Origin of the sequence: Mesorhizobium sp. KACC 23794, from assembly GCF_052180275.1 — a bacterium.
In the GTDB taxonomy this organism is placed as follows: domain Bacteria; phylum Pseudomonadota; class Alphaproteobacteria; order Rhizobiales; family Rhizobiaceae; genus Kumtagia.
This window is the reverse complement of the sequence record NZ_CP197465.1, coordinates 1648699-1670340: the sequence shown is the minus strand read 5'-3', so window position 1 is coordinate 1670340 and position 21642 is coordinate 1648699. Positions and strand designations below refer to the sequence as shown.

Genomic DNA, 21642 nt, shown 5'->3' with positions numbered 1-21642 from the left:
CAGCGCTCCGATACTTCTTCTGAAATCATAACTCGGCTGGACATTATGTTCTTATGTAATCTACTTTCCGCCGGGGTTGGAGGCCAGACCGTCCTGCGCGCCAGAATTGCCATTGTCGAAGACGAGCCCGACCTGCGGGACGCAGTCGCCGAGTACCTCGGCGCGAACGGCTATGACGTGACGGCGCTGGAGAGCGCCCAAGCCATGCGCGATGCGGTTGAGACCGAGTTTTTCCACCTAGCCATCCTCGATATCGCCATGCCGGGCGAGGACGGCCTGTCGCTTGGCCGCTGGCTGCGCTCACGCATGCCGATGGGCATCATCTACGCCACAGCCGCCGGTACGGCAATCGACCGCATTGTCGGGCTGGAACTCGGCGCCGACGATTACATGGTCAAGCCGTACGAATTGCGCGAGATGCTAGCGCGGGTTCGCAGTGTGCTGCGCCGCGTTCCGGCCTATGAGGAAGCGCCCGCGCTGAAGCAGGCCGGCGAGGAACATGTGCGGCGCGCCGTCTCCTTCGGCGATTTCAGCGCCGATCTCGACAGCCGCATGCTCACCGGCCCAGCGGGACATACGATCGACATGGCCAAAAGCGAGTTCGATGTGCTCGAGGTCTTCCTGACCCGGCCGAATCGGCTGCTGACGCGCGCCGCGCTGTCGGAGGCCATCGGCCTGACCGAGGAGCCGGAAACCTCCCGGGCCGTCGATATCCGGGTCATGCGCCTGCGCAAGAAGATCGAGACCGATCCGGCCAATCCGCGCTATCTGCGGACCGTGCGTGGCGAAGGCTACATTTTCGCATTGCCCGACGACGCCAACTGACCCACGGGGGAACGATGACTGACGGGAATATCGGAGCGGCGGCGACGCCCGCGACCGGCGCTGGCCTGACGGTAGCGGCCTCGCGGTTGACGCGCCTGCTGCGGCAGGCGCCCGACTGGCAGCAGATCCTTCCCGAGGCACTGGAGACCCTTGGCCGCACGCTGGACTGCCACCGCGCCATCCTTTTCCGCCTGCGCGAAATGCCCGGCAAGGGTTTTGCCCAGTCCGTGGCCGCCTTTTGGAGCGATCCGGCGATCGAAGGCATAGGCGGCGATCCGACCATGATCGGCCAGGAGACAATCGATTCCGATCCGCTTCTGGAACGCCTCTCAACGGAGGTTCGGCAGGGCAAGATATTCGCTGGCCTCACCCGCGAAATCGAAGGGTTCCTGCGCACGGAATTCGAGACGCGACGCATCAAGTCCTTCCTGTCGGTGCCAGTCTTCGCCCACGGCCATCTCTGGGGCACGCTGGCCGTCAACGACTGCGTCCGCGAACGCATCTGGTCGGATGACGAGAAGGCCACGATGGAGATCGTGGCGCTTGCGGTCGGCGACGCCATCGAGCGCTCCTTCTCGGAGGCGCATGTCAGCGAGATCATCCGCCGCACAATGATCCAGGCTTCGCTGGACGCGATCATCGTCATCGACGAGACCGGCGGCGTTGTCGAGTTCAATCCGGCGGCCGAGAAGATGTTCGGCTACAAGCGCAGCGAGGTGCTCGGCCGCGATCTGCTCGACATGGTCGTTCCCGACCACTACCGACAAGGCTACGCCAACGGCGCCGAATACATGGCCGGGCGCGGCGCGCCGATGATCGGCCAGCGCATGGAGACGGTGACGCAGAACGCCGTCGGCGAGATCTTTCCGGTCGAGTTGACCGCCACCGAGATCAAGGTGGCGGACCGCCGCCTGGTCTTCGGCTCGATCCGCGACCTGCGCGACAAGCACCGTGCGGAAGAGGAGATCAACCGCCAGCGCGACCGCCTGCACCAGAACGAGAAGATGGCGGCAATGGGCTCGCTGCTCGCCGGCGTCTCGCACGAGTTGAACAACCCGCTGGCCGTCGTGGTGGCGCAGTCGACGCTGCTGCATGAATTCGCGCCCGACCCGCAGACCAAGCTGCGCGCCGAGAAAGTCCGCGCCGCCGCCGAGCGCTGCGGCCGCATCGTCAAGAGTTTCCTCGGCATGGTGCGCCTGCATCCGCCCAGCCAGGGCGAGATGGATTTGAACAACGCGGTGCGCGCCGCCCTGGAGGTGACCGCTTACGGCGCCCGCTCCAGCGGCATCATGATCGAGACGGACTTCGTGCGCGGCGTGCTTTCGATCATGGCCGATCCCGACCACATCACCCAGGTCGTCGCCAACCTGCTGGTCAACAGCCAGCATGCGCTGGCCGCCAACAATGGCGACAAGCGCATCAAGGTCCGCACCTTCCGCCGCGACAACGGCAAATGCGGCTTCCTGGTCGAGGACAACGGCCCGGGCGTTCCCATGAACATCCGCCACCGCATCTTCGAATCCTATTTCACGACCAAGCCGGTCGGCGTCGGCACCGGCATCGGCCTTTCGATCTCGAAGTCGATCGTCGAGCGCCACAAGGGGCGCATATCCTACGAGGCAGCCTTCCCGAGCGGCGCGCGGTTCGTGGTCGAACTGCCGGCGACCAAGGGTGGCGCCGACAGCTTTGCGGTCGGACCCGCGCCAGCGACGGGCATCAGCGACGCGCTGATCATCGACGACGAGCCCGATGTCGCCGGTTCGCTGGCCGACCTGCTGCTGCTCATGGGCATCAAGTCCCGCACGGTCCTCGCCTGGACGAGCAGCGAGGAAGTGCTGGGCGGCGAGGAGGTCGATATCGTTTTCAGCGATCTTCGCATGCCGGGCGCCAACGGCATCACGATCTTCCGCGAGCTAGTCGAAAAGCGGCCCGACCTGGCCGATCGTTTCGTGCTCGTCACCGGCGACATGATCGGCGCCCGCGCCGAAGTCGACACGCTGCCAGCCGAGCACCGGCCTCAGATCCTCGAGAAGCCGTTCAGCACGCTGGACGTGCGCGGCATCCTCGCCGTGGTCAACGAGCAGGTTTCGTCGAGGCGATAGCCAGCGAACGCTATCTCCGCCGTCTGGGCGGCACGAGCGCAACGAACGCCAGCGTGACCAGCAATGTCGTGACGCCTACCGTCACGATGCCCGCAGGCGTGATCCTGGCGCTGCCCTGCAAGGAAATGCTCTTGCCGACGCGCAGGTCGAAGTTCGTCTTCATTTCCTCCGGATGGGTAGGAATATTGTTGCCGATCGGTGGATTGGGATCCGTCATCCAGCAATCTCCATACTGTCGCGCCGGCCGGGACCGGGTTCCACCCAAGGCCTATTGATACAGGGACACGTGCGCGGTGAACACCGCCGACCGGGCGGATCCGAGACAAAAGCATTACAGGAGGCTGATCCGCAGCCGATCTTCGGCGTCCTGCTGTTGGCTTTCCAATCGCTGAGGCCGGAGCCGTCCATTGCCGCCGGCCCCACGCGGCACGATGCTCTTCTTAGGCCGGCCACCGGCCGGCGACATCCATTCCCGACAATAGTTCAAATGCGGAAAAGGCCCCTGCCGATGGGGAAATCGGCAAGGGCCTTCGCGGTACGCCTGAGACGGCGTGGGAGGAACTTTTAGAAAACAGTGGTCGTGGCCGCCGGCGAACCCGCGAGCGCCAACTTGCGTACGCGAACGGCGTCCGTCTTGCCGGACTCGATGGCGATCTGGACGAGGCAATCATAGCTCTCCTCGCCCCACGACTGGCCCTGGCAGGGATTGCTGCTCTCGCGCACCGGCAGGCGCGAAGTCTTGGCGGTGGTCTTCACTTCACCACCGGCTACGGCCGGACGGTCGAAGGAAGCGAAGGCAGTCCCGGACGACGGCGTCACCGCCATCGAGATGAAGGCCGCACCGGCGGCAACGGCGAACATCGCCATCGGATGGTCGCTCGACCGGCGGCGCAACGCCAGGCTTGGGAGGATGCGATTGCGCTCGTGCGGCACGAGGCGGCGGTCGGAATCGGCAAATGTCATCGAAGCGGTCATCGTCGTCTGCCTGTCGGCTTTTTGTCGTTTCTTTTCCCTGATGAAGAAAGAATTAAGGCGCCATTGTTTCCGCCCGATGCTGCCCGTATTTGCCTGCGTAACATGTTTGAAACACCACAATCGGGCAGCCTTCCGACGCGACGCGCGCTGACGGAAAACTCCGGCCTGCGAGAGCTGTTCCCGCGGCAAACCTTGATCGGCATGGCCGCGATCCATAGGCCGGAAGCCGGAAAATCCTTCTCCTTGCGCGTTGCGGCTGTTCTCAGCGAATCCCTTGGTAAGTCGTGGAGAACACGGGTTTTTTGCCGCTCGCAGCGTCTGCCGAATGCAGCAGCGCTGCCCCCTCGCCGCGGCATCCAGAGTCATGAAAAGTCATAAGGCATTGCTTGGAAAGCAGAAATGTGCTTTTATTGAATGATCATTCAATAAAAATCAGAGCATAATCATGAACCTCCACAGCCGTGACGTGACCGTTCCCAATGACTGGGACCGCCGCGGCCTGCCCGGCTGGAGCTATCACAGCCAGGCCCTTCTCGAGCTTGAGAAAGAGCATGTGTTCCGCAATCACTGGCAGATCGTCGGCCATGTCTCCGACATGCCGAATGCCGGTGACTACCTTGCCATCGACATCGTCGGCGAGCGCGCCTTGGCCGTTCGCGGCAAGGATGGCGTGGTGCGCGGCTTCCACAATCTCTGCCGCCATCGCGGCTCGCGTGTCGTCGCCGACAACAAGGGCAACTGCAAGAACGCGCTGGTCTGCCCGTTCCACGGCTGGGTCTACAATCTGGACGGCACCCTGCGCGGCGCGGCGCGGCCAGGCTCCTTCCCGGACCTCGACAAGACCGAATTCGGCCTGTCGCCGCTCGATCTCGAAATCTGGATGGGTCTCATCTTCGTGCGCTTCCGCACGGGGCCGCAGCCGTCGGTCGCCGAACTCATGCAGCCGATCGAGAGCGAGATTTCGCATTACCGTATCGGCGAGATGCTGCCCGCCTACGGCGTCTGGTCGCAGAAGACGCCGGTGAACTGGAAATCGGTGCGCGACGTCGACAATGAAGGCTACCACGTCGCAATGGCGCATCCGGCGCTCCAGGATCTCTATGGCTCGACCTATTTCGACGAGCCCTTCAAGAACGGCGTGTCGCGTTCCTTCGCGACCTACAATCCCCATGCCGGCCGCCGCTGGAGTGTCAGGAACTATGTGCGCATCTCACCGGAGGCAACGCACCTGCCCGAGCATCTGCGCAAGGCCTGGATCTATTACGGCATCTTCCCGAACATGGTGATCGCGCTGACGCCGGAGACCGCCCAGTTCTACCAGGAATTCCCGCTGTCGACCGGCGAGACGCTGCTGCGCGGCGCGATCTATCGTTATCCGGAGGAAAGCCGGCGGCAGGCGGCGGCGCGATACCTTGCGCTGCGCATCGACCGCGAGACGACGGCCGAGGACGTGCAGCTCAGCGTCTGGTCGAACGAATCCATGCTGTCCGACGCGTTCGAAGGCTTCTACCTCTCGGACCTCGAATATGGCGTGCGCACCCATCACGACCATCTGCGCCGCATGCTTCCGGTCCTCCAGCTCGAAAGCGCGCCGGAAGAGAAGGACATGTGGGGGCTCAACGAGGCGCTTCAGTCCCGGTCCTGAGCCGGCAGGCAGCCATCTCGCCCGGCTCCGGCGCCGAGGACCGGCGGACCGTTCTGTCGCTTCGGGCGGCTGGATATCGGCTGAAATCGCGCCTTTCCGAAATACAATACTATGCGCAGGCGGGCCAGAACGGGATTATCTTCCCTTCTTTGCGCCGAGCGAAGTGGCGTTTCCCTGCGGCATTAAGGGTTCGCCCGTTTATGCCCGCATGTGCCCCACATGCCCCGAGATGACATGAATTGCCATCAGCAAAACGATACGTGCGCAGCTACAGTGCAAATGCGGTCGATGTTTCGGCGGTCGCAAAAGTTCAGTGGCGGTTGGGTGGGGGGCCCGTCGTCCGATGCTGGTGCCCAAGCCCCAAGGGTGCCTGTCGCCGCGCCTCCTTCACCCGTTTCTCATCGCGAGATTCGAAGGGGGCGCGGCGAAGTTCGTTGAACGATCGGATGCGCCACGCCTGCGGGGACCGGCGTCATCCCCGCCAGACGCCTTCCCGACGCAGATCGTCCATCGTCCGCGAGATGCCCTCGTGCAGGATCGCCACCATGTCGTCGATCTGGCTGCGGGTGATGATCAGCGGCGGCGACATCACGCACATGTGGATCAGCGGCCGCACCAGCAGGCCGAGCGCATGGGAATGCGCGTCGATGCGTTTGCCCACCTCGTAGTCGAGCTTCAGCGCGTCCTTGCTCCCGCGGTCGGCGACGCATTCCACGCAGCCCATCAGCCCGACGCCCCGCACCTCGCCGACCAACGGCAGATCCTCCAGCGTGCGCAACCTCTCCTGGAAATACGGGGCGACCGAACGCGCGTGGTCGAGAATCCCGCCTTCCAAGAGGTCGAGATTGGCCAGCGCCACGGCGCAGCCGACCGGGTGGCTGGTGTAGGTCAGGCCGTGCGCATACATCGCGTCAGGATGGTTCGACTTGCGCAGATCCTGCAGCAGCCGTTCCGAGACGATCATGCCGCCAAGCGGGAAATAGCCGGAGGTCACGCCCTTGGCGAAGGTGATGATGTCCGGCTCGATGTCGAACACCTCCTCCGAGGCGAACACCTCGCCCAGCCGCCCGAACGCCGTCACCACCTCGTCCGAAACATAGAGGATGTCGTTCTCCCGACAGATATCGCGGATGCGCCTGAGATAGTTCGGCGGCGGCACGATCACACCACCCGAAGCCTGCACCGGTTCGCCGACGAAGGCGCCGATCTTGTCCGCGCCGATGCTTTTCACGGTCTGTCGGAACTCCTCGACCAGGAAGTCGGAAAAAGCTTCGATCGTCATGCCCGCCGGGCGGCGAAACGGGTCCGGCGACGACAGCTTCACCACCAGCCCGTCGGCGACATCCATCCAGTCGCGGTCGCGTGGACGGCCGTTGAGCGAGGCGGACAGGTAAGTTGAGCCGTGATAGGCGCCGCCGCGCGACAGCAGCAGCTTCTTTTCCGGCCGGCCACGGACATTGTTGTAGAACTGCATGAAACGCAGCGCGCTTTCGACAGCCGACGACCCGCCCGTCGTGAAGAACGTGTGGTTGAGATCGCCCGGCGCATAAGCGGCGATCCGCTCTGCTAGCACCGCCGACGGCTCGTTCATCGTGTACCACGGCGTGTTGTAGGACAGCGCCATCGCCTGGTCGTACATGACCCGCGCAAGCTCTTCGCGGCGGTGCCCGACATTGACGCACCACATGCCGGCCGGCCCGTCGATCAGCCGCTTGCCGTCGCCGTCGGTGATGTAGATGCCCTCGCCGCTGCCGATCAGGCTGCGCGCCTCGCTGCCGATCGAGCCGGCATAGGGCCAGGGCTGGACGAGGTGCCGCTTGGCAAGCTCGACCGCCACCGCCGCCGAATTTCCGCCGCCGTCGCCGATGTCGATATCCCTGACCGCAGCCATGCCGGCCTCCTTCGCATGAAAATTTCGTGATCTGAAGCGTCTGCGCCGACAAACCATCGGAAAAACGGCTCTATTCGTCTCTTATTGAATGTCCGTTCAATCAATATCCCAGAAATGCCGCTTGATTTCAATCCGCTGTTGGGCCCATGATGAAGGAAAGCCGGGAAACAAGGGGAAACCCGGCGCAGAAGACGGGATGGGAGCAGCCATGGAGAGCCAGCCCACGCGATCCGCGACAGGCGAGCCCTTGCAATGACGGCCGCCGCGGAAGGGACCGTCGCGTACCGCAAGGCACGCACCAGCGCAAAACCCCTTCTGCAATCCGAGGCCGCCCAGGGCTGGGCGCTGATCAGCCCCACTTTCCTCTATGCGCTTATCCTGCTGGTTGTTCCGATCCTGGTGGTCGTCGCCCACAGTTTCTGGACACAGAACTATCTCACCATCGACCGCACCTTCACGCTGGAGCAGTACCGCATCGCGCTGACGGAGCCGATCTATCGCGACCTGCTGGTCCGTTCGCTGTTCATTTCGCTGTCGGTGAGTTTTTTCTCGGTCTTGCTCGCCTATCCGATCGCCTACTACATCTCCTTCCACGGCGGCCGGCACAAGAACCTCTGGCTGTTCCTGATAACCATTCCTTTCTGGACCAGCTACCTGCTGCGCGTCATGTCGTGGAAGGTCATCCTCGGCTACAATGGCGTGCTGAATTCCGGCCTGCTGGCGCTGGGCATCATCGACGAGCCGTCGACAGCCCTGCTCTACAATACGAGCGCCGTGATCATCACGCTGACCCACGCCTGGGCCGCCTTCGCCATCCTGCCGATCTTCGTCTCTCTGGAAAAGGTCGACCGCACGCTGATCGAAGCGGCCACCGATCTCGGCGATGGACCGGTCCGGCGCTTCCTGCGCATCACGCTGCCGCTTTCCGCATCCGGCATCATATCGGCGCTGCTGATCGTCATGATCCCGACCGTCGGCGACTACGTCACGCCGCGCCTCGTCGGCGGCAAGGACGGCGTGATGATCTCCAACGCGATCCAATCCTTGTTTCTCAAGGGCGCGAACTGGCCGCTGGGAGCAGCGCTCTCGGTGACGACCATGGTGGCGGTCACGGCGATCGCCGCCGCTTCGGTGCTGCTGATACGCTCCGCCGCGAGGCTCGCGCGATGAGAAGGTTCCTCGACCGCTGGCTGCCGGCCTATGCCGTGCTCTACATCGTCTTCCTCTATCTGCCGATCGTCTTCCTGCCGATCTTTTCCGTGAACACGGCGGCGACGCCGCAATTCCCCCTCTCCGGCTTCACCCTCAAATGGTACGAGGAGTTGCCGCACACCAAGGCGCTGCTGGATTCGGCCTGGAACAGCCTGATGGTCGGCGTCTCGGCCTCCGTGCTGTCGACGGTGCTGGGCATCTGCGCTGCCCGCGCCATCACCCGCTACCACTTTCCGGGCAGGGGCGCCGTCAACGGCCTGATCATGGCGCCGCTGGTCCTGCCCGAGATCATCATCGCCGTGTCGATGCTGCTGGTCATGCTGCAACTCGGGCTCAATCTCTCGCTGGTCACGGTGGTGCTGGGGCACGTGCTGATCTGCATTCCCTATTCGGTGACCGTGCTCACCTCGGGTTTCGAAGGTTTCGACCGCAGCCTGGAAGAGGCCTCCGCCGATCTCGGCGAGACCGCGTTCGGCACCTTCCGCCGCGTGACGCTGCCCATGGTGGCGCCGGCCATCATCTCCTCGCTGCTGGTTTCCTTCACCATCTCGCTGGACGAGTTCGTCATGGCCTATTTCCTCGCCGGCACGGAGACGACGCTGCCGGTCTACATCTGGGGCCAGTTGCGCTTCGCCGCGAAACTGCCCAGCGTTCTGGCGCTCGGAACCCTGCTGCTCGTCGGCTCCTTCGTCATGCTCACCATCGCCGAAATGCTGCGCCGCCGCGCCGCGCGCCGCACCCAGAATTTGGGGGTTGCCCTTGCCTGACCGTCCGATGATCGAAATCCGCGGCGTCACCCGCAGCTACGGACCATTCAAGGCGCTGGACGACGCCAACCTGACCATCAACGAGGGCGAGTTCTTCTCGCTGCTCGGCCCGTCCGGCTGCGGCAAGACCACGCTGCTGCGCATGATTGCCGGTTTCGACACGCCGACCTCAGGCTTGATCCTGATCGACAGGCAGCCGATGGTCGGCATCCCGGCCAACCGCCGCCCGACCAATATGGTCTTCCAGAGCTATGCGATCTTCCCGCATCTGAATGTCGAGCAGAACGTCGCCTATGGGCTGAAACGCATGAGGCTGGAGGCTTCGGAGGAAAAGCGCCGCGTCGAGGAGGCGCTGGCCATGGTGTCGCTCGCCGGCCTCGGCAAGCGCGGCGCGACCGAACTCTCCGGCGGCCAGCGCCAGCGTGTTGCGCTGGCCCGCGCCCTGGTCATGCGCCCGAAAGTACTGCTGCTCGACGAACCGCTTTCGGCGCTGGACAAGAAGCTGCGCGAGCAGATGCAGGTCGAGCTTCGCCGCCTGCAGCAGGCGGTCGGCATCACCTTCATCCTGGTCACCCACGACCAGTACGAGGCGCTCGCCATGTCCGACCGCATCGCCGTGATGTTCGGTGGCAGGATCGCGCAGGTGGCGGCGCCGAAGGAAATCTACCAGCGGCCCGTCAACCGCCAGGTCGCCGACTTCCTCGGTGGCATGAACTTCATCAAGGCCGAGATCGTCGACGACGCCGGCACGTCCATCGTCGTCGACACGCTGGGTTTTGGCCGTGTAAAGACCGAGAAGCCCTCGGCATATGTCAAGAACGGTTCGGCCGCGACGGTCGGCATCCGGCCTGAGCGGTTGCGGGTACTGTGGGACGACGCGACGGCCAAGCATGAAGTCGCGGGAAAGGTCGTGGAGCGCCATTACTTCGGCGAGATCACCCATCTGATCGTCGAGGTGCCGGGCATGGACAAGCCGCTGTCGGTCACGGAGACCAACGATTTCGGCGCCGACGACCTGCCGCTCGGCGCCACGATCCGGCTCGGCTACGACCCGGACGCGCTGGTCGCCATGGCGGATTGAGCCTGCCCGATGACCCGGCTCGCCGCCGCCCGCCCCGCCACGATCGCGCCTTCGATATAGCCGGGATAGCTTGGCGACAATTCGGAAGAGGCGAAGGTGACCGACGGCAGGCCCCGCCGCATGATCGCCTCCGCATCCTTTGCCGAAAAATCCATGATCGTGTCCGAATAGCCGCCGCCGCTCCATTGGTCGTCCGACCAGTCGCGGATCGTGATGTCGAGCGGCGTCTTGGCCGCAGGCCCCAGCGTGGAGCGCAGCTTTTCCAGGATGGCCAGTTTGGCGGCTTCGTTTCCCAGCCGTCGCCAGCGCTCCGCCAGGCTGCCCCCGGCGAAGACGACGATCGCCGCATGACCGTCGTCACGGCTGGCGTCGCAAGCATAGAGCCCGAGCGGATCGAGGAAGAACACGCTGCCGCTGAGCCCCTTGTCGCGCCAGAACGGTTTCTCGTAGCGCACCAGCGCCTTGATCACCTTGCCGCTGCGCCACGCCGACGCCGCCTGGCAGAGTTCCACCGGGAGCGGCGGTTCATAGGTCATGCGGTGCGCCATCCGCGGCGGCAAGGTGACGATGGCATGTCCGGCCTGATAGACACCCGCATCGGTGCGGATGCTGACCGCATTGGCGCCATGCTTCACCCCGCGTACCGGCTCGCGCAGCCGCAGCCGCGGGCCGAGTTCCCTGCCGATATCCTCGGCCAACGAATGCATCGTCTCCTTCAGGAAATACTGGAGTTCGGGCACCTCGTTGGTGATCCGCCTGTCGTTGGACACGAGATACCAGAACGGCAGAAGATCGGTCGGCTGGCACCACAGGCCCTCGATCGAGCCGAGGAAGGCCCATTGCGCGTCATAGGCGTCTGGCTGCATCTCGGCCCACGCCCGCACCGAAAGTTTTGCGATGGCCGGATCGTCCGGGTCGATCTCATTGGCACGGTCGCGGATCGCCACGAAACGCCGGTAGAGATCGTCGATCGTACCGACGATCGTCTCCGGCTCCACCAGCGAAAGGCCGGAAAACAAACCATCGACCCGCGTCTTGCCGTACGCCTCCGACAGCGCCGAAATCTCCGGCATGTCCTCGCAGAAATACTGGCCGCCCGTATCGATGCGCTCGCCGAGGCCGTTTTGTTTGGACTCCACACGCCCGCCGACCCGGTCGCGCGCCTCCAGGACGACAAAATCCACCCCCGCCTGCCGCAAGGCCAGCGCCGACGAAAGGCCGGTGAATCCGGCCCCTATGATGACGACATCCGTACGGAAAACCGTAGCAGTCATAAGCATGCCTCTACATGGCCGAAACGGGCGGTGCGCCGCCTCTGCACATGCGCGGACGCACTACCCGTTTCGTTTCATTGTCGGGTAGCCTATGGTTAATGTCTACTCTTTGCGCACCTTTGTACGGTGCTTTTCCCTTTAACGGCCTACGGCTAGAGCGTTGCCGCGCCCTTTTTCGGTTCCTTGGCGCCCAGGCTGTCGAGCGCCTTGCGGACCTGCCGCAAATCTCCGTCCCATCCGTCGTTCGGGTTCATCGGGCTTTCGCTCGCCGCCCGCTGAAGCCCGCGCACCTCCGACTCGATGCCCCTCAGTTCCTCGATCTTCTGCTCCGTGCTGAGCGACCCGTCCTCGACAATTTCCTGCACCTTCATTTCCCTGAACGTGACCATCATCGATTCTCCGATTGGGTTTCGGAAATCGAGCCGGAACGCTTGATCTCCGCATTTCTCCTTTTCCTTCAATGGACGCGGTGACGGATCGTTCCCCATAAGCTGCCGCCAGCCCGGCGGAAACCCACCGCGCCGATGCCCGGCGACGCCGAAGGCTTCAGCGAAGCAGCTTCGCGGCAATCATCCGGCCGATCGGGATGGCGGATGTCGCGGCGGGGGACGGCGCATTGCAGACATGCAGCGTCTTTCCGGTCTCGGCGAACAGGAAATCGTGGATCGCCTCGCCTCGCGGCGTCACCGCCTGGGCGCGGATGCCGGCCGGGTAGGGCTGCAGGTCGTCGAGGGTCAGGCTGGGGCAGTATTTGCGGCATTCTTCGAGATAGCCGCTTCTCCACAGCGAGTTCCTGAGTTCGGCAAAGGCGTGCCGGCGGTTCTTCGCAACCAGCTTCCAGAAACCCGGGAAGGTCATCAGGTCGAGCGAATCGCGAAGATCGAAGGAAAGCCTAGTATAGCCCTCCCGGGAAAACCCTAGCACGGCGTTCGGACCGACCGTGACGCTGCCGTCGATCATGCGCGTCAGATGGATGCCGAGAAAGGGCAGGTCGGGATCGGGCGCCGGATAGATCAAGTGCTTGACGATCTGGTTTCTGGCCAGCGGCAGGACAAAGTATTCGCCGCGGAACGGCACGATGCGGAAATCCACCTTCGCTCCGGCCATGCGCGCCAGCCGGTCGGACTGGAGCCCGCCGCAGCAGACCAGTTTTCGCGCCGACCACGCCTCGCCGCCAGCTTCGATCCGCACGGCATCCGCTTCCTCCTTGATCCCGGTGACGGCCTTGCCAAGCCGGATGTCCGCGCCGGCTTCCCGCAACAGCTCCGCCATTTTCTCGCAGATCTGCCGGTAGCTGACGATCGCCGTCTCCGGGCTGAGCAGCGCGCCGATGCCCGTGATATTGGGTTCGATTTCGCGCAACTCGCCGGAACTGACGCGCGAAAGTGTCAGGCCATTCGCGGTCGCGCGCTCGTAAAGCGCTTCGGTTCGGCGCAACTCGACGTCGTTGGTGGCGACGATGAGCTTGCCGCAGGTGTCGTAGGCGATGCCGTGCTCGTAGCAAAATTCCTTGGTGGCGTGCAGGCCCTCGAAGCTCAGCTTCGCCTTCAGGCTGCCCGGCGCATAATAGATGCCGGCATGGATGACGCCGCTATTGTGGCCGGTCTGGTGCTGGCCGACGCGCACCTCCTTCTCGATCAGCAGCAGGCTGGCGCCGGCCCTGCGGCGGAGCAGTTCAAGTGCAGTCGCCAGCCCGACAATGCCGCCGCCGACCACGCAGAAATCATAAATCATCAAGGGGTTTCCGAGCTCATAGCGCCGCACCGGCACCGCGGCCGAGCCGCCGGCGCAGCACCTCGCCGGCCACGCCGATAGACACCACGACCACGACGATGACCAGCCCGGGCAGCGTTGCGATCCACCAGGCGTTGGCAAGGTAGTTGCGGCCCGAAGCGATGATGCGGCCCCAGGACGGCACGTCGATCGGCGTGCCTAGTCCGAGGAAGCCGAGCGACGCTTCCGCCAGGATGATGAGACTGAGTTCCGCCGACATCAGGATGAGCAGCGGGATCCAGAGATTCGGCAGGATGCAGTCGCGCACGATCCGCAAGGTGCTTTCGCCCGAGATGATCGCCGCCTCGACATAGCTCTTCGTCAGCGCGCGAGCCGTAATGGCGCGGGCGACGCGCGCGACGACCGCCCAGCGCGTCACGGCGAGGATGGCGATCACCGACAGCAGGCTGGGCTGGATGAAGGCGGCCAGGAAGACCGCGATCAGGATGGACGGGAAGGCAAGCTGGATGTCGACGATGCGCATCAGCACCTGTTCGGTCCGCCGACCTGCCCAGCCCGCCCATACGCCGATGACGATGCCGAAAGCGGCGGCCAGCGCGGCCGAGGTGAAGCCGACCAGCAGCGAGACCCGCGCGCCATAGATCACCTGCCTGGCGACATCGCGCCCGACCGCGTCGGTGCCAAACCAGGCGATGGCGCCGTTGGCGAGCGTGGTCATCGGCGGCTTCAGCCGCATCGCCGTGTCGGTAGCGGCGGGGTTGAAGTCGACCAGATAAGGACCGACGAGCCCGACGACGAAGAACAGGGCGACAAAACCCAGCGCCAGCATTTCGGAAAAAGCCAGCCGCATGCCGGGCACCCGCGAGGAGAACGCGGTTACAGCCATGGTCACGCCCGCCTCAGGCGCGGGTCGATCAGCCTGTAGCCGAAATCGACGGCGAAATTCACGGCCACGACCAGGAAGGTCATGATGAAGATGCAGGCCTGCACCACCGCATAGTCGCGGTATCCGATGGCGCCGATCAGTTCCTTGCCCAGGCCCGGCCAGCCGAACACCGTCTCGACGATCACCGCGCCGCCGAGCAGATGCCCGAACTGCACGCCGCCAACGGTCAGCACCGGCAGCAGCGCGTTGCGCAGCACGTGGTGGCTGACGATGCGTGACGTCGGCATGCCCTTGGCCCGCAGGATCTTGACCATGTTCGAGTTCAGCACACCGATCGCCTCGTTGCGCATCAGGCGCATGTTCACCGCGATCAGCGGCAATGCAAGGGTGACGGCCGGCAGCACGATCGAACTTGGCGACGACCAGCCGGAGCTCGGCAGGATCTGCATCCAGCGGGCAAATACCAGGATGAACACCAGCCCGAGCCAGAAATCGGGGATGCCCAGCACCACCAGCGAAGTGTTGGAGGTCGCCTTGTCGAACCAGCGGTCTCGATAAAGCGCGGCAAGCAGCCCGAGCGGCAACGCCGCCGCGATGACCAGCGCAAAGGTGAAAGCGCCGAGCGTCAGCGTCGCCAGCATGCGCTGCGCGACGATATCGACGGCCGGCCGGCCCTGGATGATCGAATTGCCGAAATCCAGCGTGAACGCCTTGCCGAGATAGATCAGCAACTGCTCGTAGATCGGCCGGTCGATGCCGTATTCGATCCGGGCGGCCGCAATCTGGTCGGGCGTCGCCAGATCGCCGAGCAGGACCAGGACAGGGTCGCCGGGCGCGATGCGTATCATGATGAAGGTGGCGATCACGGCCGCGACCAAGGTGGCGGCGGCGTTGAACAGGCGGGAGCCGACATAGCCGATCATGGCGTGCTCTCTACCGAGGAAGCCTGCGGCACGAGGCGGCGGCGGGCGTTATCCAGTAGAACGCCGCGATGTTTCAGGCGGGGCGACGCAGCGATCAACGCGGCCGTGTAGGCCTCCCTGGGTTCGGCGATCAGCCGGCGTGCCGGGCCGATTTCGACGACGCGGCCCCGGAACATCACGGCGATCGTATCGGCGACATGGCCGAGCACGCCGAGATTGTGGGTAACGAAGACGAAGGCGCGCCCCTCATTCTTCAACCGGGCAAACAGGTCGAGGATCTGCGCCTGGATGGAGACGTCGAGCGCCGAGGTCGGTTCGTCGCAGAGAAAGACGGTCGGGTCGCAGGCCAGCGCCCTGGCGATGGCGAGACGCTGCAACTGGCCGCCGGAGAATTCGGAAGGCCGCCGGTCGAGCGCCGAGGCGTTCATGCCGACCTGGTCGAGCAGCGCGCCGAGGCGGTCACGTTCCGACGCTGTGGACGGAGCGCGGGCGAGTGCCGCCGTCAGTGTCTGGCGGATCGTCCTGAACGGATTGAGGCTGCCGCCCGGATCCTGGAAGATCATCTGCACGCCGGCACGGAACGGCGCCAGCCGCGCATTGCCGGCCGCGTGGTCGACCGCCTGGCCTTGGTAGCGGATCGTGCCGGAATATCCCCGGTTCAGGCCGACGATGGTTCGCAGCAGCGTGCTCTTGCCGCTGCCCGATTCGCCAACGATGCCCAGTACCTTCCCAGGTTCGACCGACAGGCTCACATCGTCGAGAGCCTTGAGCGCGGCCGCGCCGGACGACATCAAGCCACTGGAGGGATAGGCGAAGGTCAGGCGCTCGATTTCCAGCGCGGCGGTCATGGCCGTGCCCCCGCAACGACGCGCGGCCATTCGAAGCAGCGCACAATGTCGCCACCGTCAAGCTGCTCCATACCCGGAGCTTCCGTGAGACAGCGGTCAACCTTCCAGGCACAGCGCGGATGAAAAGCGCAACTGTCGATCCAACTCGACTCCGGGCGGGGCGGTTGGCCGGGAATGGCTACCACCGACCGGTCGAGATCGTCCAAGTCGGGGATCGAGGCGATCAGCCCGCGCGTATAGGGATGCCGTCCGTTCTCGGTGATCTGCAGCGTCTCGCCGCCTTCGACCAGCTTGCCGGCATACATCACCATCACCCGGTCGGCGCACTGATAGACGACGCCGAAATCGTGGGTGATGATCAGCACGGCCATGTCGAGCTGGACGCGCAGATCGTCGATCAGCGCAAGGATTTCGGCCTGCACGGTCACGTCCAGCGCCGTCGTCGGCTCGTCGGCGATCAGCAGGCGCGGCGACAGCGCCACGGCCATGGCGATCAGCACGCGCTGCTTCATGCCGCCGGAGAACTGGTGCGGATAATCGCCGATGCGGCTCGCCGCGCTGGGAATGCGCACGAAGTCGAGCATCCGTGCCGCTTCCTTCAGGGCCGAGCGCATGTCCATGCCGCGATGCACGACGAACATCTCTGCGATTTGCCGGCCCACCGTCATGGTCGGGTCGAGCGCCGACGAGGGATCCTGCATGACATAGCCGGTGAGTTGACCGCGAAACCCCTTGGGCAGGCGGTTTCCTTCGAAGCCGAGCCGGCCGCCCTGGAACCGCAGATCAGCGCCCGCCACCGTGTAGATCTCACGGTCCAGCAGTCCGAGGATCGCCTGTGCCGTCAAGCTCTTGCCGCTGCCGGATTCGCCGACCAGCGCCGTCATGGTGCCGGGCTGGAGATCGAAGCTCACGCCACGCACGAGCTCGAGGCTTCCGGCGCGGATGGACAGGTCGCGGACCGAAAGCAGCGGCGTCGCAGCCGCGGGATCGACTGTGCGATTCAGGTTTGTCCCCGTCAACGGCTGATTGCCTCCCTGCATCGCCATCGGCCTTCGACCTATGCTGGCCTGCGCCGACATTGCCAATCAACCTTTGCGGCGCGCCGCGAGTTCGGCTTCATATTCCGCCAGCCCCTCGCCCTCCAGCGGATAGGTGCCGTAGATCGTCGCGCCGTCACGGATGCGGCGCAGGATGAATTCCTCCTGTTCCTCATAATCCAGCGCCTGCCGCGACACCTCGTCGGCGATCTCCTGCGGCACGACCATCACGCCATCCGGATCGCCGGCGATGAAGTCGCCGGGATAGACAGCCACGCCGCCGCAGCTCACAGGCACGTTGAGTTCGATGAAGCGATGGGCGAGCGTGCTGTTGGGCGGGCAGACGGCCTTGGCATAGACGGGAAAGCCGGTCTCGGCGATCTCCCAGGCGTCGCGGACGCCACCGTCCGAGACGACGCCGGCGCAGCCGCGCAGCCGCATCCGCTCGAACAGCATCATGCCGCCGCTGGCGCCGTTGGCGTCGCCGCGGCAGTCGATCACCAGCACCTCGCCGACGCCGCATTCCTCAGTGGCGCGGCGCTGCATGTTGAGCCGCGGGTTCATCGCCTTGTCGTCCGCCAGCTTGTCCTCGCGCATGGCGACGGAGCGCATGGTGAAGGCGCGCCCGACCATGCGCGGCTTGGAGCCGGGCAGCGGGGTCACGCCGGTCATGAAAACGTGGTTCAGCCCGCGCTTGGTCAGGATCGTCGACAGCGTCGCGGTGCCGCAACGCTTGAGACGGTCGATGATTTCCGTGTCGGCTTCGGTCGGCATGGGCAATATCCGGATGTCGTATGGGTCAATAAATCTTGGGTTCCGGCGTCTCGCCTGCCGGCTCGAGAAAGTCGAAGTCGCAGCCCTGATCCGCCGATGTCACATGCTTGGCGAACATCGCACCGTAGCCGCGCGAATAATAGGGCGGCGGCTCCCGCCAGGCGGCGCGCCGACGCGCCATTTCCTCCTCGGTCACCATCAGGTCGAGGCGTCGCTCGGCCACATCGATCTCGATGATGTCGCCATCCTGCACCAGAGCAAGCGGCCCGCCCCGCGCCGCTTCCGGCGAGACGTGAAGCACGCACGCGCCAAAACTCGTGCCGCTCATGCGCGCATCGGAAATGCGCAGCATGTCGCGCACGCCCTTGACCAGCAACTTCTTCGGAACGGGCAGCGCGCCCCATTCCGGCATTCCCGGCGCGCCGACCGGGCCAGCGCCCTTGAGCACGATCACGTCGTCCTCGTTGATGTCCAGGTCCGGATCGTCGATGCGCTTCGCCAGATCGTCACGGTCGGAGAAGGTGACGGCCCGGCCGCGATGCTTCATCAGCGCCGGCGTCGCCGCCGCCGGCTTGATCACCGCGCCATTGGGCGCCAGTGTGCCCTTGAGCACAACCAGCCCGCCCTCGGCGAGGATCGGCTTGTCGAGCGGGCGGATCACATCGGCATCGAAGCAGTCGGCGTCGGCGACATTGTCGGCCAGCGTGCGGCCGTTGGCCGTCATGCTGTCGGCGTGCAGCAGGCTGACCATGTTGCGGATCAACGCCCGCAGGCCGCCGGCGTAGTAAAAATCCTCCATCAGGAATTTTCCGGACGGCCGCAGATTGGCAAGCACCGGCGTCCGCCGCGAGAGGCGGTCGAAGGTTTCGAGGTCGAGCGGTATCGACAGCCGGCGCGCCATGGCGATGAGGTGGATCACCGCGTTGGTCGAGCCCCCGAGCGCCATGACGACGCTGACCGCGTTCTCAAACGACCGCATGTCGATGAAACTCTTCGGGCGCATGTCCTCCCACACCATCTCCACGATGCGGCGGCCCGAGTCCGACGCCATACGCGAATGATTGGAATCCGGCGCCGGGATCGACGCCGCACCTGGCAACGTCATGCCGAGCGCCTCGGCGGCACTGGTCATCGTTGATGCGGTGCCCATGGTCATGCAATGACCTGGCGAACGCGCGATCGATTCCTCCATGCTCTGCCACTGCGCGTCGGTGATGTTGCCGGCGCGCTTCTCGTCCCAGAACTTCCAGTTGTCGCTGCCGCTGCCCAGCGTATGGCCGCGCCAGCGGGCATTGAGCATCGGGCCCGCAGGCACGAAGATGCAGGGCAGGTTCATGCTGAAGGCGCCCATCAGCAGACCTGGTGTGGTCTTGTCGCAGCCGCCCATCAGCACCGCGCCGTCCACCGGATGGGCGCGCAGCACCTCTTCGGTCTCCATCGCCAGCAGGTTGCGATAGAGCATGGTGCTCGGCTTCATCACCGGCTCGCTGAGCGAGATGGCGGGTATCTCGACGGGAAAGCCGCCCGCCTGCCAGACACCGCGCTTAACCTCCTCCACCCGCTGCTTGAAATGCGAATGACACTGGTTGAGGTCGCTCCAGGTGTTGACGATGGCGATGACGGGCTTGTTCTCGAAGTCGGCTTTCGAATAACCGATCTGGAAGATGCGCGAACGGTGATTGAAAGTGCGCATCGCCGGCGAATTGTACCAGCGCTGGCTGCGCAGGTCCGAAACCGAAATCTTCCTCATCGAGACCTTCGCATGTTGCAGGCACGTGACAAATCCGGCCGCAACTTACGCATGACCAGCCAGTTGTCAAGCTATTTGTAATGAATTTGTAATGACACTTGCCAAATTTGCGTTCGATATGCTAGATACAGCCTCATGGATTCGACCCCTGACGCACTGACTGCGGATAGCTTGTCCCCCAATCTGTCAATGCGGGAGGGCAACCGGAGCGACGCCGTCTACCGATCCTTGCTGAACTGGATCGAAGAGGGCCGCATTCCCTACGAAGGCAAGCTCCCTACCGAGAACGAACTCAGTCAGCATTTCCAGGTCTCGCGCCCGGTCGTGCGCTCCGCGATCGCCAGGCTGCGCAGCAAGGGATTGGTGCGTTCCGTCCAGGGCTCCGGAACGGTCGTCATCCGGGAGCCCGACAGCGATGTGGCGAAGCGAAGCGAGGTCTTCCAGGGCAGCAGCGTCCGGGACCTGCAGCGGTGCTTCGAGTTCCGTCTGCTGATCGAGAGCGAGGCGGCCTATCTGGCCGCTCTGCGGCATGGCCCGGCATCACTGAAGCGCATCAGCGAATGTGTCTACCCGCCGACCCATACCTTCCCGACCTTCAGCCAGGAGCCGCTCGAAGCATTCGATTTTCACAAATCCGTCGTGGCGGCGGCCGACAATACCTTTCTCGAAAAATCCATGCAGATGATCAGGTCGCAACCGGGCTTCCAAGTCTATCTCCGGCTGTGCAGCGCCACCAAGGCGCCCGACCCGGTCGAGCACCGCACCAGGATCAACGGCGAACACCGCGAAATCTTGCGGCTGATCGAGCGCCGCCAGGCCGACGACGCGCGGGAATACATGCGCTATCATATCCAGAGCGCCTACGAATACATGATCAACCGCATTCCGGTGACCGACGATCTCTGACATCGGGGATTGCGCGTGCCGGCCGTTGAGGCCGATCCTTCCCCCAGAGGCGCTTCAATCCAACTCAAGAGAACTCGCCAGCGCATCGACCATGGCTTGGGCCATTCGTTCGCGCGTTTCGACCGTGGCGCTGCCGATATGCGGCAGCACGGTGACACGCCGACTGGCGAGCAGCGCGGGATGTGGCTTCGGTTCGTCCTCGAACACGTCGAGCCCCGCGCCGGCGATCGTGCCGGCCTCAATGGCTTGCGCCAGCGCCGCTTCGTCGACGACGGAACCGCGCGCGACATTGATCAGAATGCCGTCCGTCCCGAGCGCCGACAGGATGTTTTCGTTGATCAACCTGTAGGTCTCGCGGCCGCCCGGACAGCACACCACCAGGAATCGCGACCAGCGGGCGAGTTCGGCCAAATCGGCGAAATAGGCCCAGGGCGCGCCTTCGTCCTGCCGCCGCGCGGTGTAGGCGACCTGCATGTCGAAGGCCGATGCGCGCCGCGCCACCGCCTTGCCGATATTGCCCAGGCCGACGACGCCCAGCTTCGCCCCGCCCAGCGAACGCCCAAGCGGATAGCGCCCCTGCGCCCAGCCCCCTTCCCGCACGAAGCGGTCGGCGCCGACAAAATCGCGCGCGGTGGCGATGACGAGGCCCATGGCGACATCGGCGACGTCACTCGCCAGCACGCGCGACGTGGTGGCAATCTCGACGCCTCGCGCCTGCGCGGCGGAAACGTCGATGCCGTCGAACCCCGCGCCGAGGCAGGAGATGACCCGAAGATCCGGCAGCGCACGGATCAGTTCCGCTCCGATCGTCGCCTTGCCTGAAGTGGCGATACCGCGCACGCCACCCAGGCTGCTTGCAGCCGCCAGCACCTCCGTCTCGCCGGCGAATGCGGTAAGCTCGAAGCTGGCCGCCAGCAGCGCCTCCGCGGTCGGCGGCATCGCGCCGACCTGGAGAATGGGGATTTTGCCGCTGACTGTCATATCAAATTTGTAATATGTTTGTTCGAGAAGC

At 64.5% G+C, this 21642-nt stretch carries 20 protein-coding genes; 7 read left to right on the top strand and 13 right to left on the bottom strand.

The features are described 5' to 3' along the window. The first annotated feature begins 45 nt into the window (after positions 1-45). Complete coding sequence (locus tag ACSBOB_RS08285; RefSeq protein ID WP_442581958.1) at positions 46-825, top strand: response regulator; 780 nt, start codon at positions 46-48, stop codon at positions 823-825. A gap of 14 nt (positions 826-839) precedes the next feature. Further along, positions 840-2927, top strand: coding sequence for a PAS domain S-box protein (locus ACSBOB_RS08280; protein ID WP_442581957.1), 2088 nt, complete (start codon positions 840-842; stop codon positions 2925-2927). Positions 2928-2937: 10 nt separating this feature from the next. On the opposite strand, the gene ACSBOB_RS08275 is transcribed toward ACSBOB_RS08280, so the two are convergent. Together ACSBOB_RS08275 and ACSBOB_RS08270 are read right to left on the bottom strand one after the other, a co-directional pair. Continuing rightward, a complete protein-coding gene (locus ACSBOB_RS08275; RefSeq protein WP_442581956.1) occupies positions 2938-3144 on the bottom strand; it encodes a hypothetical protein in 207 nt (68 codons plus the stop codon). Between the two features lie 347 nt (positions 3145-3491). Further along, on the bottom strand, positions 3492-4118 hold the full coding sequence (locus tag ACSBOB_RS08270; protein WP_442581955.1) for a hypothetical protein: 627 nt from the start codon (positions 4116-4118) through the stop codon (positions 3492-3494). Between the two features lie 229 nt (positions 4119-4347). Here ACSBOB_RS08270 and ACSBOB_RS08265 point away from each other — a divergent pair, with 229 nt between their 5' ends. After that, entirely contained in the window at positions 4348-5547 is a 1200-nt protein-coding gene (locus ACSBOB_RS08265) for an aromatic ring-hydroxylating oxygenase subunit alpha (RefSeq protein WP_442581954.1), read from the top strand. A gap of 472 nt (positions 5548-6019) precedes the next feature. Here the strand turns inward: ACSBOB_RS08265 and ACSBOB_RS08260 are convergent, their stop codons facing one another. Beyond that, on the bottom strand, positions 6020-7438 hold the full coding sequence (locus ACSBOB_RS08260) for an aminotransferase (RefSeq protein WP_442581953.1): 1419 nt from the start codon (positions 7436-7438) through the stop codon (positions 6020-6022). Between the two features lie 252 nt (positions 7439-7690). Between ACSBOB_RS08260 and ACSBOB_RS08255 the strand changes: the two genes are divergently transcribed. The 3 genes from ACSBOB_RS08255 to ACSBOB_RS08245 are packed head-to-tail and all read left to right on the top strand — an operon-like array spanning position 7691 to position 10498. Further along, the gene (locus tag ACSBOB_RS08255) at positions 7691-8608 is read left to right on the top strand and encodes an ABC transporter permease (protein ID WP_442581952.1); all 918 of its coding nucleotides are present in this window, start codon (positions 7691-7693) and stop codon (positions 8606-8608) included. Continuing rightward, positions 8605-9417, top strand: coding sequence for an ABC transporter permease (locus tag ACSBOB_RS08250; protein ID WP_442581951.1), 813 nt, complete (start codon positions 8605-8607; stop codon positions 9415-9417). The genes ACSBOB_RS08255 and ACSBOB_RS08250 overlap by 4 nt, the downstream gene beginning before the upstream one ends. Positions 9418-9424: 7 nt before the next feature. After that, entirely contained in the window at positions 9425-10498 is a 1074-nt protein-coding gene (locus ACSBOB_RS08245) for an ABC transporter ATP-binding protein (RefSeq protein WP_442583681.1), read from the top strand. Here ACSBOB_RS08245 and ACSBOB_RS08240 read toward each other — a convergent pair. The 9 genes from ACSBOB_RS08240 to araD form a co-directional block, all read right to left on the bottom strand. After that, complete coding sequence (locus ACSBOB_RS08240; protein ID WP_442581950.1) at positions 10462-11772, bottom strand: flavin monoamine oxidase family protein; 1311 nt, start codon at positions 11770-11772, stop codon at positions 10462-10464. The genes ACSBOB_RS08245 and ACSBOB_RS08240 overlap by 37 nt on opposite strands. 152 nt (positions 11773-11924) lie before the next feature. Continuing rightward, entirely contained in the window at positions 11925-12161 is a 237-nt protein-coding gene (locus ACSBOB_RS08235; protein ID WP_442583680.1) for a hypothetical protein, read from the bottom strand. Positions 12162-12318: 157 nt separating this feature from the next. Continuing rightward, the gene (gene lhgO, locus ACSBOB_RS08230; RefSeq protein ID WP_442583679.1) at positions 12319-13503 is read right to left on the bottom strand and encodes an L-2-hydroxyglutarate oxidase; all 1185 of its coding nucleotides are present in this window, start codon (positions 13501-13503) and stop codon (positions 12319-12321) included. A 19-nt stretch (positions 13504-13522) separates the two neighbouring features. Continuing rightward, positions 13523-14392: an ABC transporter permease gene (locus ACSBOB_RS08225; protein ID WP_442583678.1), complete on the bottom strand. Its 870-nt coding sequence runs from the start codon at positions 14390-14392 to the stop codon at positions 13523-13525. A gap of 2 nt (positions 14393-14394) precedes the next feature. Continuing rightward, positions 14395-15315, bottom strand: a complete 921-nt coding sequence (locus ACSBOB_RS08220) for an ABC transporter permease (protein WP_442581949.1) — start codon at positions 15313-15315, stop codon at positions 14395-14397. Continuing rightward, positions 15312-16163 (bottom strand): ATP-binding cassette domain-containing protein, encoded by an 852-nt coding sequence (locus tag ACSBOB_RS08215; protein WP_442581948.1) that lies wholly within the window; start codon positions 16161-16163, stop codon positions 15312-15314. The genes ACSBOB_RS08220 and ACSBOB_RS08215 overlap by 4 nt, the downstream gene beginning before the upstream one ends. Next, the gene (locus ACSBOB_RS08210; RefSeq protein ID WP_442581947.1) at positions 16160-17182 is read right to left on the bottom strand and encodes an ABC transporter ATP-binding protein; all 1023 of its coding nucleotides are present in this window, start codon (positions 17180-17182) and stop codon (positions 16160-16162) included. Before ACSBOB_RS08210 ends, ACSBOB_RS08215 begins: the two co-directional genes overlap by 4 nt. 66 nt (positions 17183-17248) lie before the next feature. Beyond that, complete coding sequence (locus ACSBOB_RS08205; protein WP_442581946.1) at positions 17249-17974, bottom strand: ribonuclease activity regulator RraA; 726 nt, start codon at positions 17972-17974, stop codon at positions 17249-17251. Positions 17975-17999: 25 nt separating this feature from the next. Further along, positions 18000-19724, bottom strand: a complete 1725-nt coding sequence (araD, locus tag ACSBOB_RS08200; protein WP_442581945.1) for an L-arabinonate dehydratase — start codon at positions 19722-19724, stop codon at positions 18000-18002. A gap of 135 nt (positions 19725-19859) precedes the next feature. On the opposite strand from araD, the gene ACSBOB_RS08195 reads away from it, so the two are divergent. Beyond that, on the top strand, positions 19860-20630 hold the full coding sequence (locus ACSBOB_RS08195; protein ID WP_442581944.1) for a FadR/GntR family transcriptional regulator: 771 nt from the start codon (positions 19860-19862) through the stop codon (positions 20628-20630). A gap of 54 nt (positions 20631-20684) precedes the next feature. Here the strand turns inward: ACSBOB_RS08195 and ACSBOB_RS08190 are convergent, their stop codons facing one another. After that, a complete protein-coding gene (locus ACSBOB_RS08190; RefSeq protein WP_442581943.1) occupies positions 20685-21611 on the bottom strand; it encodes a 2-hydroxyacid dehydrogenase in 927 nt (308 codons plus the stop codon). Positions 21612-21642 lie beyond the last annotated feature (31 nt).

Excerpts from the sequence above, each read along its gene's own strand:
- ACSBOB_RS08245 (WP_442583681.1), top strand. The coding sequence starts at position 9,425 with ATGATCGAAATCCGCGGCGTCACCCGCAGCTACGGACCATTCAAGGCG.
- ACSBOB_RS08220 (WP_442581949.1), bottom strand. The coding sequence starts at position 15,315 with ATGATCGGCTATGTCGGCTCCCGCCTGTTCAACGCCGCCGCCACCTTG.
- ACSBOB_RS08225 (WP_442583678.1), bottom strand. The coding sequence starts at position 14,392 with ATGGCTGTAACCGCGTTCTCCTCGCGGGTGCCCGGCATGCGGCTGGCT.
- ACSBOB_RS08235 (WP_442583680.1), bottom strand. The coding sequence starts at position 12,161 with ATGGTCACGTTCAGGGAAATGAAGGTGCAGGAAATTGTCGAGGACGGG.
- ACSBOB_RS08215 (WP_442581948.1), bottom strand. The coding sequence starts at position 16,163 with ATGACCGCCGCGCTGGAAATCGAGCGCCTGACCTTCGCCTATCCCTCC.
- ACSBOB_RS08240 (WP_442581950.1), bottom strand. The coding sequence starts at position 11,772 with ATGACTGCTACGGTTTTCCGTACGGATGTCGTCATCATAGGGGCCGGA.
- ACSBOB_RS08280 (WP_442581957.1), top strand. The coding sequence starts at position 840 with ATGACTGACGGGAATATCGGAGCGGCGGCGACGCCCGCGACCGGCGCT.
- ACSBOB_RS08190 (WP_442581943.1), bottom strand. The coding sequence starts at position 21,611 with ATGACAGTCAGCGGCAAAATCCCCATTCTCCAGGTCGGCGCGATGCCG.
- ACSBOB_RS08275 (WP_442581956.1), bottom strand. The coding sequence starts at position 3,144 with ATGACGGATCCCAATCCACCGATCGGCAACAATATTCCTACCCATCCG.
- araD (WP_442581945.1), bottom strand. The coding sequence starts at position 19,724 with ATGAGGAAGATTTCGGTTTCGGACCTGCGCAGCCAGCGCTGGTACAAT.
- ACSBOB_RS08195 (WP_442581944.1), top strand. The coding sequence starts at position 19,860 with ATGGATTCGACCCCTGACGCACTGACTGCGGATAGCTTGTCCCCCAAT.
- ACSBOB_RS08250 (WP_442581951.1), top strand. The coding sequence starts at position 8,605 with ATGAGAAGGTTCCTCGACCGCTGGCTGCCGGCCTATGCCGTGCTCTAC.
- ACSBOB_RS08260 (WP_442581953.1), bottom strand. The coding sequence starts at position 7,438 with ATGGCTGCGGTCAGGGATATCGACATCGGCGACGGCGGCGGAAATTCG.
- ACSBOB_RS08285 (WP_442581958.1), top strand. The coding sequence starts at position 46 with ATGTTCTTATGTAATCTACTTTCCGCCGGGGTTGGAGGCCAGACCGTC.
- ACSBOB_RS08270 (WP_442581955.1), bottom strand. The coding sequence starts at position 4,118 with ATGGATCGCGGCCATGCCGATCAAGGTTTGCCGCGGGAACAGCTCTCG.
- ACSBOB_RS08265 (WP_442581954.1), top strand. The coding sequence starts at position 4,348 with ATGAACCTCCACAGCCGTGACGTGACCGTTCCCAATGACTGGGACCGC.
- ACSBOB_RS08205 (WP_442581946.1), bottom strand. The coding sequence starts at position 17,974 with ATGCCGACCGAAGCCGACACGGAAATCATCGACCGTCTCAAGCGTTGC.
- ACSBOB_RS08255 (WP_442581952.1), top strand. The coding sequence starts at position 7,691 with ATGACGGCCGCCGCGGAAGGGACCGTCGCGTACCGCAAGGCACGCACC.